Raw genomic sequence first — 14,505 nt, 5'->3', positions numbered from 1 at the left:
CGGGCAGCCCGCTGACTACTTCCGTGCAAATGCCTGCTTCAGGAGCACATCCTGCTCAGCAGCGTGCCGCTTCATGGAACCGGCCGCCGTCGAGGCCGACGCGGGCCGGGACACCAGGCGGACCCTGCGGTCAAGTGCGTCCGGCAGGTTCAGGCCAATGAACGGCCACGGGCCCTGGTTGGCGGGCTCGTCCTGGGCCCAGACAACCTCGGCGTTCGGGTACTTGGCAAGCTCGGCCGCAATGTCGGCGCTCGGCAGCGGGTACAGCTGCTCAACGCGGACAATGGCGGTGGTCTTGTCGCCGGTCTTCTGGCGGGTGGACAGAAGATCGTAGTACAAGCGGCCGGAGACCAGGAGGACGCGTTCGACGGCGTTCGCATCCAGGTGCTCGTGTTCGGCGATCACCGGGCGGAAGGTACCGGTGGTGAAGTCCTCGACGGAGGACGCGGCGGCCTTCAGGCGCAGGAGCTGCTTGGGAGTGAAGATGATCAGCGGCTTCCGCGGCCGGCTGTACGCCTGGCGGCGCAGCAGGTGGAAGTGCGATGCAGCGGTGGTGGGGTTGGCCACGATCATGTTCTCTTCGGCGCACATCTGGAGGAAGCGCTCGATGCGGGCGGACGAGTGGTCCGGCCCCTGGCCCTCGTAGCCGTGCGGCAGCATCAGGACCAGCGAGGAGCGCTGGCCCCACTTCTGCTCAGCGGATGAGATGAACTCGTCGATGATGGTCTGCGCGCCGTTGACGAAGTCGCCGAACTGCGCTTCCCAAAGGACCAGTGCATCCGGACGCTCCACCGAGTAGCCGTATTCGAAGCCCATGGCCGCGTATTCGGAGAGCAGCGAATCGTAGATCCACAGCTTAGCCTGGTCATCGGACAGGTTGCCCAGGGGCAGCCATTCGTTGCCGTTCGCGCGGTCGTGGAACACGGCGTGGCGCTGCACGAAGGTACCGCGGCGGGAGTCCTGGCCGGCGAGCCGGACGGGAACGCCTTCCATGATCAGGGAGCCGAATGCCGCGATTTCGCCGAAGCCCCAGTCGATGCCGCCTTCGCGGGACATCTGCTCGCGCTTCTCCAGCAGCTGTTTCAGCTTGGCATGCACCGTGAAGCCGTCCGGGATCTCGACGTGCGCCTTGCCGATGCGGGCCAGCGTGTCAGCAGAGATCGCGGTGCTGGCCGGCGCGTTCGTGCCGAAATCGGATTGCTGTGCGATGGGCCGCTCGATGTCCGAGACAGCTGCCGAGTCAGCAGTGACGATCGGGATCGGGGACGTCTGCGCTGCGTGTGTCTCGGCGAAGACGCGCTCCAGCCGTTCCTGGTAGTCGCGGAGCAGCTGCTCTGCTTCTTCCTCGGTGATGTCGCCGCGGCCGATGAGCGCCTCGGTGTACAGCTTGCGGACCGAACGCTTGGCTTCGATCAGGTTGTACATCATCGGCTGGGTCATCGAAGGGTCGTCGCCTTCGTTGTGCCCGCGGCGGCGGTAGCACACCATGTCGATGACAACGTCCTTGTGGAAGCGCTGCCGGAACTCGTAGGCAAGCTGGCCGATGCGGACCACTGCCTCGGGGTCGTCGCCGTTGACGTGGAACACCGGTGCCTGGATCATCTTGGCGACGTCCGTGGAGTAGGTGGACGAACGAGATGACGACGGCGCCGTGGTGAACCCGACCTGGTTGTTGACCACCACGTGGATGGTGCCGCCGGTGCGGTAGCCGCGGAGCTGCGACAGGTTCAGCGTCTCGGCAACAACGCCCTGGCCGGCGAACGCGGCGTCGCCGTGGACCATGATGGGCAGGACGGGGAAAGCCTCGCCCTGGTCCAGGCGGTCCTGCTTGGCGCGCACGATGCCTTCGAGGACGGAGTCCACGGCTTCAAGGTGGGACGGGTTCGCGGCCAGGTAGACCTTGGTCTCGTTGCCGTTCTCCGACGTGAAGGTACCCTCGGTGCCGAGGTGGTACTTGACATCGCCCGAGCCTTGGACGGAGCGGGGGTCCTGCGTACCCTCAAATTCGCGGAACACCTGGGCGTAGGTCTTGCCGGCGATGTTGGTCAGGACGTTGAGGCGGCCACGGTGGGCCATGCCGATGGCAACCTCGTCGAGGCCGTCGTCGGCCGCTTCAGAGATGACGGCGTCGAGCAGCGGAATCAGTGATTCGCCGCCTTCGAGGGAGAAGCGCTTTTGCCCGACGAACTTGGTCTGAAGGAAGGTTTCGAAGGCCTCTGCGGCGTTCAGCCGGGAGACAATCCGAAGCTGCTCTTCACGGCTGGGCTTCGAGTAGGGGTGCTCGAGCTGGTCCTGGAACCACTTGCGTTCTTCCGGCTCCTGGATGTGCATGTACTCGATGCCGGTGGTGCGGCAGTAGGCGTCGCGGAGGACACCCAGGATGTCGCGGAACTTCAGCATCGGCTTGCCGCCGAAACCGCCTGTGGGCCACTCACGGTCCAGGTCCCACAGGGTCAGGCCGTAGGTCAGGACGTCAAGGTCGGGGTGCTTGCGCTGCACGTACTCCAGCGGATCAGTGTCCGCCATCAGGTGGCCGCGCACGCGGAACGAGTGGATCAGCTGCTGGATCCGGGCGACCTTGTTGATCTCGTCGGCCGGGTCGACCTGGAGGTCCGGGCTCCACCGTACGGGCTCGTAGGGGATGCGCAGTGCTTCGAAGATCTCGTCGTAGAAGTTCTGCGCACCCAGCAGCAGCTGGTGGACCAGCTTGAGGAACTCACCGCTGCCGGCGCCCTGGATGACGCGGTGGTCGTACGTCGAGGTCAGGGTGAGGACCTTGCTGATGGCGTTCTGGGCGATGATCTTTTCGCTGGCACCCTGGAACTCGGCGGGGTAATCGAGGGCGCCGACGCCGATGATGGCGGCCTGGCCCTTGGAGAGGCGCGGAACCGAGTGTACGGTGCCGATCCCGCCGGGGTTCGTCAGGGACACGGTGGTGCCCTGGTGGTCATCAGCCGTGAGCTTGCCGTTGCGGGCGCGCTTGATCAGGTCCTCGTACGTGTGCCAGAACTCGGCGAAGTTGAGGGTTTCGGCCTTCTTGATGTTCGGGACCATCAGCAGCCGGGTGCCGTCAGGCTTGGGCATGTCGATGGCGATGCCGAAGTTGACGTGCGCCGGCTGGACTGCGACGGGCTTGCCGTCCACCTCGTCGTAGTACACGTTCATGGATGGGAACTGGGACAGGGCGCGGATCACGGCGTAGCCGATGAGGTGCGTGAAGGAGACCTTGCCGCCGCGGGCCCGGGCGAGGTTCGAGTTGATGACCACGCGGTTGTCGATGAGCAGCTTCGCCGGGATGGCGCGCACGCTGGTGGCGGTGGGAACCTCAAGGCTGGTGACCATGTTGGTGGCGATAGCCTTGGCCGGTCCGCGGAGGACGGAGACGACGTCCTCTTCCGGAGCGGTGGGTGCCTTGACGTTCTTGGGCAGCTGGGCCGGGATGGGCTGGGCTCCGGCGGCGGGCTTCCGGCCGCCGTCGCGAGCTTCCGTGGCGGGAGCCTTTTTCGCAGGTGCCGGGGCCGCGGGGGCTGAGGCCGGTGCTGCTGCGGGCGCAGGCGGTGCGGCGGCCGGCGACGGTGCCGGTGCTGCAGGTGCCGCGTTCACGATAGGCATCTTGGTTGTGGGAGGGTTCACTGCGGCATTCGCCGAGTGTCCGTTGGAAGAAGAACTGCTGCCTGAGTCGAACGATTCAAACAGCGGCCACCACTTGGCATCCACAGCGTTCTTGTCCTGCTGATACTGCTCGTACAGTTCATCAACGAGCCACTCGTTTCCGCCAAATTCCTCTGGTAGACGGTGGCTTGGCTGCTCTGGCACTTGAAATACGCCTCTTCCATGAGTTTGATTTCTCTGCCGGCCATACGGTGCTAGAGCACTCTGACGGACCGGTTTCCCTGAGTCCTCTGAACCCAGACCTTTGCAAGTCTAGTAACCCCGATGTGGTATCTGCCAATAAGGGTGACCCAAATCATGAAGTGACGTTCTGGCCGTTGATTATGGCGGCTGGAAGAGACCCCGGAAGGTGTCCCCGGGTATGGGGATCCGGAGTCCGCTGCCGGTGCCGGGGAACGGGCCGGGGACAGGCGCTCCTGTAGACTGAAATCCTTATGGACAGTAAATCTAGGTGCCGGCCTGGGGGCTGTCAGCGGAGCATGAACCACAGCGCCGCACAGCCCACCCGCAGAGCCGGCAAACCCCGAACACGCGCCCATCATCTGCTGTCGGCCTCCCCGGCCGAATTTTCCGGGGACAGGGCATCCGCCGACCACCCTCCGCCGGACCGATATTCCAGCCCCGTGATTCCCGGACCCCTGTCCGGGCCGGCGGGGTGCTGAATGGAATGGCTACTCCTGGCGGCAGGACTGCTGCTGATCGCCGGCACGGGCTTCTTCGTCGCCGTCGAATTCTCCCTGATCGCCCTTGACCAACCGACAGTACAGCGCGCTGTCGACGCCGGCGACACCGGCGCCGTGCCACTGCTTGCCTGCCTCAAATCGCTGTCCACCCAGCTCTCAAGCTGCCAGCTGGGCATTACCCTCACCACGCTGCTCACCGGCTACGTCATGGAACCGTCGGTGGGCCGCCTCCTGGAGGGACCGCTTACCGCCCTTGGCCTGCCCGGGGTCGCTGCAGCGTCAATTTCGCTGATCATCGCCATGGTGCTGGCCACCCTGCTGTCGATGCTCCTTGGCGAACTCGTTCCCAAGAACATGGCCATCGCGTTGTCCTTCTCCGTCGGCAAAGCCCTGGCCCGGCCGCAACTGATCTTCACCGCGGTCTTCAGGCCGGCCATCGTGGTCCTCAACGGCTTTTCCAACCGGGTACTCCACATCTTCGGGCTGGAAGCCAAGGAAGAGATTTCCGGCGCCCGCACCCCGTCCGAGCTGGCGTCACTGGTGCGCCGCTCGGCGGCGATGGGAACGCTCGACGCCGGTACGGCCAACTTCGTGTCCCGCACGTTGAACTTCTCCTCCAGGACCGCGGCCGACGTCATGACGCCGCGAATCCGGGTGGAGATGGTCGATGCCGACCAGCCGGTCTCCGACATCGTTGACGCGGCGCGCCGCACTGGTTACTCACGGTTCCCCGTGATCGGCGATTCCGCGGACGACATCAAAGGCCTGGTCCACGTCAAGAAGGCCGTGGCTGTGCCCTGGGACAGGCGGCACAAGCTTGAAGCCGGCGCCATTATGACCGAAGTCCTTCGGGTTCCCGAGACCATCCACCTTGACGCCCTGCTGGCGGAACTCCGCGAGGGCAACCTCCAGCTGGCGGTGGTCCTCGACGAATACGGCGGCACCGCAGGCATTGCCACGCTTGAGGACCTCGTCGAGGAAATTGTGGGCGAGGTAGCCGACGAGCACGACAAGGTGCGCCCGGGGCTGCTGCAGAGCGCCTCCGGGGACTGGTATTTCCCGGGACTGCTGCGCCCGGACGAGTTGTCCGAACAGATCCCCGGACTGACGGTCCCGGACGAATCGGCGTACGAAACCGTGGGCGGCTACGTGATGAGCAAACTCGGCCGGATCGCAGCGGTGGGGGACACGGTGGCCGTCGACGGCGGAACGCTGAGCGTGACCCGGATGGACGGGCGCCGCATCGACCGTATCTGCTTCCGGCCGGCTGCCCCTGAACCGGACGCCAACAACGACGGGAGCGCATCATGAGCGACTGGGCCGGCATCGTTTGGCTGGCTTTCCTGCTGCTCGGCAACGCGTTCTTCGTGGCGGCCGAGTTCGCCATCATGTCCGCCCGGCGCAGCCAGATCGAACCACTGGCGGAAGCCGGGTCAAAGCGGGCCCAAACCACCCTGAAGGCGATGGAGAACGTGTCGTTGATGCTGGCCTGCGCCCAGCTTGGCATCACGGTGTGCTCACTGCTGATCCTGCTGGTGGCCGAGCCCGCGATCCACCACCTCCTCGCCGCGCCGCTGGAGCTGGTGGGTCTGCCCGTGGAAGTGGCCGATGTTGCCGCGTTCGCTGTTGCCCTGATGTTCGTGACCTTCCTGCACGTCACCTTTGGCGAGATGGTGCCCAAGAACATCTCGGTCTCGGTCGCTGACAAAGCAGCAATGTTCCTGGCGCCGCCGCTGGTCTTCGTGGCACGGCTGGTCCACCCCGTGATCTCGGTGCTGAACTGGTCGGCGAACCACATCCTCAAGCTGTTGCGGATCGAGCCCAAGGATGAGGTCAACTCGTCCTTCACCCTCGAGGAGGTCCAGTCCATCGTGCAGGAATCCACCCGGCACGGTCTGGTGGACGACGACGCCGGCCTGATCACCGGCGCCCTGGAGTTCTCCGAATACACCGCGGGTGACATCATGGTGCCGCTGGACAGCCTGGTCATGCTCAAGGCTGCCACCACCCCGGTGGAGTTCGAGAAGGCCGTAAGCCGCACGGGCTTCTCACGATTCCCCATGCTGGACGAGGACGATCTTTTGTACGGCTACCTGCACGTCAAAGATGTGCTGTCCATCCCTGCGTCGGCCTACGAGCTGCCGATCGCAGAAAGCCGGGTCCGTTCCCTGGCCAACCTGGCCCTCGGCGATGAAATCGAAAAGGCCATGTCCGTTATGCAGCGGACAGGCTCGCACCTTGCCCGCGTCATCGGCAAGGACGGCAACACCCAGGGCATCCTGTTCCTTGAGGACGTGATTGAACAGCTGGTTGGTGAGATCCGGGATGCTACCCAGGCCACCGGCATCCGCCGGCTGGGGCAGCCCAACGGGGGATAGGCGCTGAAGTGCCGGTAAGTCCGGTCCCTGGGGGTCCAGAGGGCCGGGCTTACTTAAGCCTAAATAGGAATGATTCCTATTTAGGTATAAGCTGGGAACCTGTTGTTCCCCTCCCCAGTGAACCGAGGTTTTCCGTGCGCCGCTCCGCCGTTCGTCCGTCCCTGGCCGCCCTTGCCGGCCTTGGCCTGCTGCTCTCCGGATGCAGCGCCCAGCCGGACAATGGTTCGCCGGGGGCGCAGTCCGGTGGCACTGGAATCAATGTGGTTGCCTCCACCAACGTCTACGGCGACATCGCGTCGTCAGTGGGTGGTGACAAGGTCAACGTAACTTCGATCATCACCAAGACCAGCCAGGATCCGCACTCCTACGAGGCAACAGCCCAGGACCGGCTGGCGGTGTCCAAGGCCGACCTGGTGATCACCAACGGGGGCGGGTACGACGACTTCATGAATACCCTGGTGGACGGCAGCAAGCTCGACGCCGGAAACGTGCTTGACGCCGTCGAACTTTCCGGCCTGGAGCATTCCGGCGAGGAGGCAGAGCCCTCCGCCAGTGCCGATGCCTCGGCAGGAGACCACGGGCATGACCATGGCGATTTCAACGAACACGTTTGGTACAGCCTCCATGCCATGGAGCATCTCGCCGACGAGCTGGAAGCCAAACTGTCCGCACGGGAGCCGGAATCCGCGCAGGAGTTCAAGGCCAACGCTGCCTCGTTCAAGTCGTCGCTGGAGGAATTGCACGGAAAGCTGGACACACTGACGGCGTCAGGCGGCGGAGCCCAGGTGGCTGTCACGGAACCCGTGCCGCTCTATCTCCTGGAAGACGCAGGCCTGGTCAATGCGACCCCGGCGGACTACACCGCAGCGATCGAGGAGGGCACGGACGTGCCGCCCGCCGTCCTCAGGGCGGCCACAGACCTGGTGTCCGGCAAGTCCGTACGGATGCTCGCCTACAACGAACAGACCGAAGGGCCCCAGACCGAGGCCCTGAAGAAGGCGGCGGAGACCGCCGGCGTCCCGGTGGTGGACTTCAACGAAACCCTCCCCGAAGGCAAGACGTACCTGCAGTGGATGACGGACAATGTGGACAACATCAGCACGATCCTGGAGAGCAAATAGGTGGAACCAGTCGTCAGCCTTACCGGAGCGTCCCTGAAGTTCGGCGAGCGGACGCTCTGGGAGGACCTCGACCTGGACATCAACCCCGGCGAGTTCTTTGCGGTCCTCGGACCCAACGGAAGCGGTAAAACGAGTTTCCTGAAGGTCCTGCTCGGCCTTCAAAACCTCCACCGCGGCAACGTCGATATCGGCGGCAAGCCCGTGGAGCGTGGCAGCAGGCTGATTGGATACGTCCCGCAGCAAAAATCCTTTGCGCCCGACACTCCCATGCGCGCCCGCGACCTGGTGGGACTGGGCGTGGACGGCCACCGCTGGGGGCTGCGGCTCCCATCGGCGAAGACCAGCCGCCGGATCGACGGGCTCCTGGACCTGGTGGGCGCAGCCGACTACGCCAAGGTGCCGGTGGGCCAGCTGTCGGGCGGCGAGCAGCAACGGCTGCGGGTGGCCCAGGCCCTCGCCTCGGATCCCCAGGTGTTCCTGTGCGACGAGCCGCTCCTCTCACTCGACCTGCACCACCAGCAGGCAGTCAGCGCGCTGATAAACAACCAGTGCCGCGAACGCAACAGCGCCGTGGTGTTCGTAACCCACGAAATCAACCCGATCATCGACTATGTGGACAGGGTGCTTTACCTGGCCGGCGGCCGGTTCAGGGTGGGAACACCGGAAGACGTCATGACCACCGAGGTGCTGTCTGACCTGTACGGAAGCCATGTTGAGGTCATCCGCGCCAACGGCCGGCTGGTGGTGGTTGGACTCCCTGACGCCACCACCCACCACCATGCCGAACCGCATGCGCTCGCAGGGGAGGTTGCCTGATGGACGCTGACAGTATCCTCGGAGCCATCTTCAACTTCGACAACTACGGTGAGCTGCTGGTCCTGGTGCAAAACTCCATCTGGGCCGGAGCCATCCTGGGCCTCTTGGGCGGCCTGGTGGGGACCTTCGTCATGAAGCGGGACCTCGCCTTCGCGGTGCACGGCATCTCCGAGCTGTCATTCGCCGGTGCGGCGTTCGCCCTGCTCATCGGCGCCGATATCGTCTTTGGTTCCCTCGTCGGGTCCGTGGCCGCCGCACTGCTGCTGGGGCTTATGGGCGTCAGGGCGCGGGACAAGAACTCGATCATCGGCGTCATCATGCCTTTCGGGCTCGGCCTGGGAATCCTCTTCCTGTCCCTTTATGAGGGCCGCGCCGCCAACAAGTTCGGCCTGCTGACCGGCCAGATCGTGTCCGTCGACACGGTCCAGCTCCAGGCGCTGGCAGGGACCGCCGTGGTGGTCATGATCGCGCTCGTTGCCATGTGGCGGCCGCTGAACTTCGCCAGCGTGGATCCCGAGCTTGCCGAAGCACGGGGTGTTCCCGTGCGGACCCTGGCCATTGTCTTCATGGTCCTGCTGGGCGTCAGTGTGGCGTTGTCCATCCAGGTGGTGGGCGCACTGCTGGTGCTGGCCCTGCTGATTACGCCTGCCGCAGCCGCGCTTCGGGTCACATCCTCCCCGGTGGCCGTGGTGGCCCTGAGCGTGGCCTTCGCTGTGACGGCGACGGTGGGCGGAATCCTGCTGGCCCTCGGCGGACGGATTCCCATCAGCCCGTACGTGACCACGTTGTCGTTCCTGATCTATGTGGTGTGCCGCGTCATCGGATCGGTCCGGCAGCGCAGGGGCATCAACGGGCGGGTCCTGCAGCCGCGCTGACAGGATTCGTCCGGTAAGCCTCCGGGCTTAGAGCCGGCCGGCGGCCTTGAGTGCGGTGCAGTCCGGGCAGAGGCCAAAGATTTCCACGGTGTGCGCCACCTCGGTGAAACCGTGCTCGGCAGCGGTGCGGGCAGCCCACGTTTCGACGGCGGGCGCCTCAACCTCCACGGCCTTGCCGCAGTTGCGGCACAACAGGTGGTGGTGGTGCCCCGTGACGGCACAGCGCCGGTAGACGGCCTCGCCCTCGCCGTTGCGCAGCACATCCACCAGTCCCTCGTCCGCGAGCGACTGGAGTATGCGGTAGGCGGTTGCCAGGGATACCGAGACGCCCTGGTTCTGCAGGATCCGGTACAGCTCCTGGGTGCTGACGAAGTCGTCCAGTTCGTCCAGTGCAGCGCTGACGGCACGGCGCTGCTTGGTGACGCGCTGTTCCTTGCCGGCACCCGCGGGCGGGGCAGGCGGGGTGGAATCAGCCTTGGCGCCGAGCGGCATGGATGAACTCGCTTCCTTGGTGTTGGTGGCAACTATCAAGATTACCAGCCGGAGCTCCGTGGACACTTTTCCGGGGCCCGCCCTAGGCTGGCGCTATGAAGCTGACGAAATACACCCATGCCTGTGTCCGCCTTGAGAAGGACAACCGGGTCCTGGTGATCGACCCCGGCAACTTTTCCGAAACCGGGGAGGCGCTGGCCGGTGCGGAATCAGTGCTGGTGACCCACGAACACGCGGACCATATCGACGTCGACGCAGTGGCAGATGCCCTTCGCAACAATAAGGATCTATCGCTGTATGCTCCGGCAGGCGTCGCGGCGCAGATGCGATCCGAAGCCGGGGACGCGCAGGACCGCATCCACGCGGTTGAACCGGGATCCTCCTTCCAGGCAGCAGGATTCAATATCCGGAGCTTCGGCGGCCAGCATGCACTGATCCACCCGCAGATTCCGGTGGTGGCGAACATCGGCTACCTGCTGGATGAAAACCTGTACCACCCTGGAGACTCGTTCATCATCCCCGACGGCATCAGTGTGAAGACCCTCCTGGTCCCGCTGCATGCGCCCTGGAGCAAGGCCGGTGAGGTGGTGGACTTCGTGGTGGGCGTGCGGGCGCCGAAAGCCTTCCAGATCCATGACGGACTGCTCAACGATAACGGCCTGAAGATCGTAGAGGCCCACGTCAAGCGGATCGGTGCGAAGTACGGGACCGACTATGCCCACCTGGCTGCAGGGGAGTCCGTGGAAATCTAGGCTCCCGTCCACCGGCCGGTCTCGAAGAACTCCTCGATGACCGCTTCCCAGGGCGCGGGTTCCAGGCCCTGGGAGGCCAGCCACTGGGCGTTGTGGTAGCTGCCCGCGTAGCGTTCGCCGCCGTCGCACATGAGCGAGACGACGCTGCCGCGGCGGCCGTCCGCCACCATCTCCGCGATCAGCTGCCAGACGCCCCAGAGGTTGGTTCCCGTCGACGGGCCGGCGTGAAGCCCGGCGAGGGAACGGAGGTGCCGCATGGCAGCCACCGACGCTGCGTCCGGGACCTGGACCATCCGGTCGATCACGGACGGCACGAAACTTGGTTCCATGCGTGGCCGCCCGATCCCTTCGATGCGGGACGGCAGCCCTGTGGCGGGGCCAGTGCCACCGGTCCTCCCGCCAAGCCACCCCGGGTAGAAAGCTGAATTCTCGGGATCCACCACCAGCAGCTGCGTTGGGTGGCTGTGGTACCGGAGGTAGCGGCCGATGGTGGCGCTGGTGCCGCCGGTTCCGGCTCCCACCACGATCCAGTCCGGCACCGGATGCTCTTCCTGGCTGAGCTGGCCGAAGATGGATTCGGCGATGTTGTTGTTGCCGCGCCAGTCCGTGGCCCGTTCGGCGTACGTGAACTGGTCCATGTAGTGCCCGTTGGAGGTGGCGGCCACCTCTTCCGCCGCCGAGTACACATCGGAGGCGTGGTCCACCAGGAGGCAGGAACCGCCGAACTGTTCGATCAGGGCGATCTTTTCGGGGCTGGTGCTGCGGGCCATGACCGCGACGAACGGCAGCCCCAGCAGTTGGGCGAAGTAGGCCTCGGAGACGGCGGTGCTGCCGCTGGAGGCCTCGACGATGGTGGTACCGGAACGGATCCAGCCGTTGACCAGGCCGAAGAGGAAGAGGGAACGTGCCAGCCGGTGCTTCAGGCTGCCTGACCGGTGCGTGGACTCGTCCTTCAGGTAGAGCTGGACGCCCCAGTGCTCCGGCAGCGGAATGGAATAGAGATGGGTGTCGGCGGAGCGGTTGTTTTCCGCCATAACCCTGCGGATCGCCTGGTCGGCCCACTCCCGGTCCTGCCGCCCGCGGACGCTCCCGTCCGCACCCGCCCTGCTGCCGTCGTCGCCGTTGCCGATGTATCCGTTTGCCACCGCACCAGCCTACCCGCGGACGGGAGCGCGCCGCCTAGAGTGGAAGCACACTGGTAACCACCCAAGGAGAACGATGAATCCCCTGATGGACGTGGCCCGGCTAATGGAGCTCCTCGCGGAAGGCCGGCGCACCGTACTGCTGGACGTGCGCTGGGCGCTGGGAGATCCGCACGGCAGGGACCACTATCTCGCAGGCCATCTGCCTGGCGCCGTGTTCGTGGACCTCGCGACGGAACTCGCTGCCCACGCAGAGCCCACGCGGGGGAGGCACCCCTTGCCCGCACCGGCCGACTTCCAGGCGGCGGCCCGCCGCTGGGGAATCAGCGACGGCGACGTGGTGGTGGCCTACGACGACACCGGAAACATGGCTGCCGCCAGGGCGTGGTGGATGCTGAGGAACGCCGGGTTGCCTGAGGCGTACCTGCTCGACGGCGGCCTGGCCGCCTGGCGTGCCGCCGGCCTGGGTGTTGCAACGGGCCCGGTCCAGCCGGTCCCGGGCAACGTCACCTTGGGCGACGGAGCCATGCCCGTGGTCGACGCCGCTGCTGCCGCCTCCTGGGCGGACAGCGGGCTCCTGCTCGATGCGCGGGCAGGGGAGCGGTACCGCGGCGAGGTTGAGCCGGTGGACCCGCGTGCCGGGCACATCCCCGGGGCCGTCAGTGCGCCGACGTCGGAGAATGTCGACGGGACCGGCACATTCCTGCCGGCGGACGTGCTGAGGAGCAGGTTCGAGGCGCTGGGCGTCCGGGAAGAGACACCCGTGGCCGTGTACTGCGGTTCCGGCGTGACTGCCGCGCACCAGGTGGCCGCGCTGGCTGCCGCGGGATTTACGGCGGCGCTGTACCCGGGCTCGTTCTCCGAGTGGTCCAACCATCCGGACCTGCCGGTGGCCACAGGCCCCGAACCCGGAAGCACCGACCGGGAGCCGGCTGGAAACGTCGCCGCAGGCAAGGGTAGCGTCGCACTATGACCCCAGGACGCCCCGTTCCCCCGCCCCTTGCCAAACCCATCGAACCTGCCGCCGACCTCCCCGCCAGCGGTGCCGATGGCCTGCTGGCGGCAGCCCGCGGAGCCGTGTCCCCGGACAGCGGACTGGTCCCGCTGACTGTCGCCCGCCGCGCCCCCAAGACGGACGACGTCGAAATCGCCATTGAATTCTGCGGCCTCTGCCACTCAGACGTCCACGCCGCCCGGGGTGAGTGGGGCGGCCAAACCTACCCGCTGATCCCCGGCCACGAGATTGTGGGACGGGTCAGCCGCGTCGGTGCCGGCGTCACGGACTTCGCCGTGGGTGACCGCGTGGGTGTCGGCTGCATCGTGGATTCCTGCCGGGAATGCGAAAGCTGCCTCGACGGCCTGGAACAGTACTGCGAAAACGGCATGACCGGAACCTACGGCGCCACGGACCGGAGGAACGGTGACGCCATGACCCAGGGCGGCTACTCCTCCTCAATCGTGGTGGACCGCCGGTACGTCCTCCGCATCCCGGACGCCCTGGACCCGGCCGCCGCCGCCCCGCTGCTCTGCGCCGGTGTGACAACTTACTCCCCGCTGCGGCACTTCGATGTCGAAGAAGGCGACGTGGTGGGCGTGGTGGGCCTGGGCGGACTCGGGCACATGGCAGTCAAGCTGGCCAAAGCCATGGGTGCACGGGTGGTCGTTTTTACCACCTCGGAATCCAAGGTGGCTGCCGCGCTGGAGCTGGGAGCTGACGAGGTGGTCCTGTCCCGTGACGCGGACGCCATGGCGGGCGCCAACCGGACCATCGACGTCATCATCGACACTGTGGCGGCGCCGCACGACCTGAACGGCCTGTTCCGCACCCTCCGCGTGGACGGCGCCCTGTTCCAGCTCGGCCTCCCGTCCGGGGAGATGCCTCCGGTCAATCCGCGGACCCTCATCCGCCGCCGGGTGGCCTATGCCGGCTCGCTGATCGGCGGTATCGCAGAAACGCAGGAGATGCTGGACTTCTGCGCGGAACACGGGGTGCTGGCCGACATCGAAGTGGTCGGTGCGCACCAGCTTGATGAGGCTTACGACCGGATGGTTGCCGGCGACGTCAAATACCGTTTCGTGCTGGACGCCGGAACCCTTCAGTCACCCGCCAAGGAGGCAGACGCATGAGCACGCTTTTCACCAAGATCCTGAACGGCGAGATTCCCGGCCGGTTTGTGTGGCGTGAGGACGGTGTCGGCGCTTTCCTCACCACCGGTCCACTGGCCGACGGCCACACCCTGGTTGTTCCCACCGAGGAAGTGGACCGTTGGACCGATGCATCGCCCGAGACGCTGGCGAAAGTCATGGAGGTGGCACGGCGGATCGGCGCAGTCCAGGTGGATATCTTCGGCGCGAGCCGGGCGGGACTGATCGTGGCCGGGTACGAGATCAACCACCTGCACGTCCACGTGTGGCCGTCCCGGACGATGGCTGACTTCGACTTCGGATCCGCGGACCAGAACCCGGACCCTGCCGTGCTCGACGCCAATGCCGCCAAACTTCGCGAGGGGCTCCGGGCCGCCGGGTACGGTGAGTTTGTCCCGGCCGACTAGGCACTGCCGATTGCCGGCGCCA

At 65.9% G+C, this 14,505-nt stretch carries 12 protein-coding genes; 9 read left to right on the top strand and 3 right to left on the bottom strand.

Going from position 1 to position 14,505, the window contains the following annotated elements:
* Nucleotides 1-15: 15 nt before the first annotated feature.
* Nucleotides 16-3,816, bottom strand: a complete 3,801-nt coding sequence (locus tag ACP3TD_RS13000; RefSeq protein ID WP_426763396.1) for a multifunctional oxoglutarate decarboxylase/oxoglutarate dehydrogenase thiamine pyrophosphate-binding subunit/dihydrolipoyllysine-residue succinyltransferase subunit — start codon at nucleotides 3,814-3,816, stop codon at nucleotides 16-18.
* Nucleotides 3,817-4,334: 518 nt separating this feature from the next.
* Between ACP3TD_RS13000 and ACP3TD_RS12995 the strand changes: the two genes are divergently transcribed.
* From ACP3TD_RS12995 to ACP3TD_RS12975, 5 genes are all read left to right on the top strand, one after another.
* Nucleotides 4,335-5,666 (top strand): hemolysin family protein, encoded by a 1,332-nt coding sequence (locus ACP3TD_RS12995; RefSeq protein ID WP_426763395.1) that lies wholly within the window; start codon nucleotides 4,335-4,337, stop codon nucleotides 5,664-5,666.
* Nucleotides 5,663-6,733: a hemolysin family protein gene (locus ACP3TD_RS12990; RefSeq protein ID WP_426763394.1), complete on the top strand. Its 1,071-nt coding sequence runs from the start codon at nucleotides 5,663-5,665 to the stop codon at nucleotides 6,731-6,733. The genes ACP3TD_RS12995 and ACP3TD_RS12990 overlap by 4 nt, the downstream gene beginning before the upstream one ends.
* Nucleotides 6,734-6,867: 134 nt before the next feature.
* On the top strand, nucleotides 6,868-7,854 hold the full coding sequence (locus ACP3TD_RS12985; protein ID WP_426763392.1) for a metal ABC transporter solute-binding protein, Zn/Mn family: 987 nt from the start codon (nucleotides 6,868-6,870) through the stop codon (nucleotides 7,852-7,854).
* The gene (locus ACP3TD_RS12980) at nucleotides 7,855-8,670 is read left to right on the top strand and encodes a metal ABC transporter ATP-binding protein (protein WP_426763390.1); all 816 of its coding nucleotides are present in this window, start codon (nucleotides 7,855-7,857) and stop codon (nucleotides 8,668-8,670) included.
* Complete coding sequence (locus ACP3TD_RS12975) at nucleotides 8,670-9,545, top strand: metal ABC transporter permease (RefSeq protein WP_056085109.1); 876 nt, start codon at nucleotides 8,670-8,672, stop codon at nucleotides 9,543-9,545. Before ACP3TD_RS12980 ends, ACP3TD_RS12975 begins: the two co-directional genes overlap by 1 nt.
* 27 nt (nucleotides 9,546-9,572) lie before the next feature.
* Here the strand turns inward: ACP3TD_RS12975 and ACP3TD_RS12970 are convergent, their stop codons facing one another.
* Entirely contained in the window at nucleotides 9,573-10,037 is a 465-nt protein-coding gene (locus ACP3TD_RS12970; RefSeq protein ID WP_426767232.1) for a Fur family transcriptional regulator, read from the bottom strand.
* Nucleotides 10,038-10,132: 95 nt separating this feature from the next.
* Here ACP3TD_RS12970 and ACP3TD_RS12965 point away from each other — a divergent pair, with 95 nt between their 5' ends.
* Nucleotides 10,133-10,789 carry an MBL fold metallo-hydrolase gene (locus ACP3TD_RS12965; RefSeq protein WP_426763389.1) on the top strand — a complete coding sequence of 219 codons (657 nt, stop codon included), beginning with the start codon at nucleotides 10,133-10,135 and terminating at the stop codon, nucleotides 10,787-10,789.
* On the opposite strand, the gene ACP3TD_RS12960 is transcribed toward ACP3TD_RS12965, so the two are convergent.
* The gene (locus ACP3TD_RS12960; RefSeq protein WP_426767230.1) at nucleotides 10,786-11,823 is read right to left on the bottom strand and encodes a PLP-dependent cysteine synthase family protein; all 1,038 of its coding nucleotides are present in this window, start codon (nucleotides 11,821-11,823) and stop codon (nucleotides 10,786-10,788) included. The two genes, ACP3TD_RS12965 and ACP3TD_RS12960, sit on opposite strands and share 4 nt — an antisense overlap.
* A 184-nt stretch (nucleotides 11,824-12,007) precedes the next feature.
* On the opposite strand from ACP3TD_RS12960, the gene ACP3TD_RS12955 reads away from it, so the two are divergent.
* The 3 genes from ACP3TD_RS12955 to ACP3TD_RS12945 are packed head-to-tail and all read left to right on the top strand — an operon-like array spanning nucleotide 12,008 to nucleotide 14,483.
* The gene (locus ACP3TD_RS12955; protein ID WP_426763387.1) at nucleotides 12,008-12,904 is read left to right on the top strand and encodes a sulfurtransferase; all 897 of its coding nucleotides are present in this window, start codon (nucleotides 12,008-12,010) and stop codon (nucleotides 12,902-12,904) included.
* A complete protein-coding gene (locus ACP3TD_RS12950; RefSeq protein ID WP_426763386.1) occupies nucleotides 12,901-14,058 on the top strand; it encodes an NAD(P)-dependent alcohol dehydrogenase in 1,158 nt (385 codons plus the stop codon). Before ACP3TD_RS12955 ends, ACP3TD_RS12950 begins: the two co-directional genes overlap by 4 nt.
* On the top strand, nucleotides 14,055-14,483 hold the full coding sequence (locus tag ACP3TD_RS12945) for an HIT family protein (RefSeq protein WP_377202685.1): 429 nt from the start codon (nucleotides 14,055-14,057) through the stop codon (nucleotides 14,481-14,483). Before ACP3TD_RS12950 ends, ACP3TD_RS12945 begins: the two co-directional genes overlap by 4 nt.
* Nucleotides 14,484-14,505: the final 22 nt, after the last annotated feature.

Origin of the sequence: Pseudarthrobacter sp. 1G09 (assembly GCF_050038305.1) — a bacterium.
Classification (GTDB): Bacteria; Actinomycetota; Actinomycetes; order Actinomycetales; family Micrococcaceae; genus Arthrobacter; species Arthrobacter equi.
Note: the sequence above shows the minus strand (reverse complement) of the source record. Positions and strands in the feature narration are given on the sequence as shown.

Coding starts and splice junctions, on each gene's coding strand:
- ACP3TD_RS12965 (WP_426763389.1), top strand. CDS start 10,133: ATGAAGCTGACGAAATACACCCATGCCTGTGTCCGCCTTGAGAAGGAC.
- ACP3TD_RS12970 (WP_426767232.1), bottom strand. CDS start 10,037: ATGCCGCTCGGCGCCAAGGCTGATTCCACCCCGCCTGCCCCGCCCGCG.
- ACP3TD_RS12995 (WP_426763395.1), top strand. CDS start 4,335: ATGGAATGGCTACTCCTGGCGGCAGGACTGCTGCTGATCGCCGGCACG.
- ACP3TD_RS12950 (WP_426763386.1), top strand. CDS start 12,901: ATGACCCCAGGACGCCCCGTTCCCCCGCCCCTTGCCAAACCCATCGAA.
- ACP3TD_RS12960 (WP_426767230.1), bottom strand. CDS start 11,823: ATGGCGGAAAACAACCGCTCCGCCGACACCCATCTCTATTCCATTCCG.
- ACP3TD_RS12990 (WP_426763394.1), top strand. CDS start 5,663: ATGAGCGACTGGGCCGGCATCGTTTGGCTGGCTTTCCTGCTGCTCGGC.
- ACP3TD_RS12955 (WP_426763387.1), top strand. CDS start 12,008: ATGAATCCCCTGATGGACGTGGCCCGGCTAATGGAGCTCCTCGCGGAA.
- ACP3TD_RS12945 (WP_377202685.1), top strand. CDS start 14,055: ATGAGCACGCTTTTCACCAAGATCCTGAACGGCGAGATTCCCGGCCGG.
- ACP3TD_RS12975 (WP_056085109.1), top strand. CDS start 8,670: ATGGACGCTGACAGTATCCTCGGAGCCATCTTCAACTTCGACAACTAC.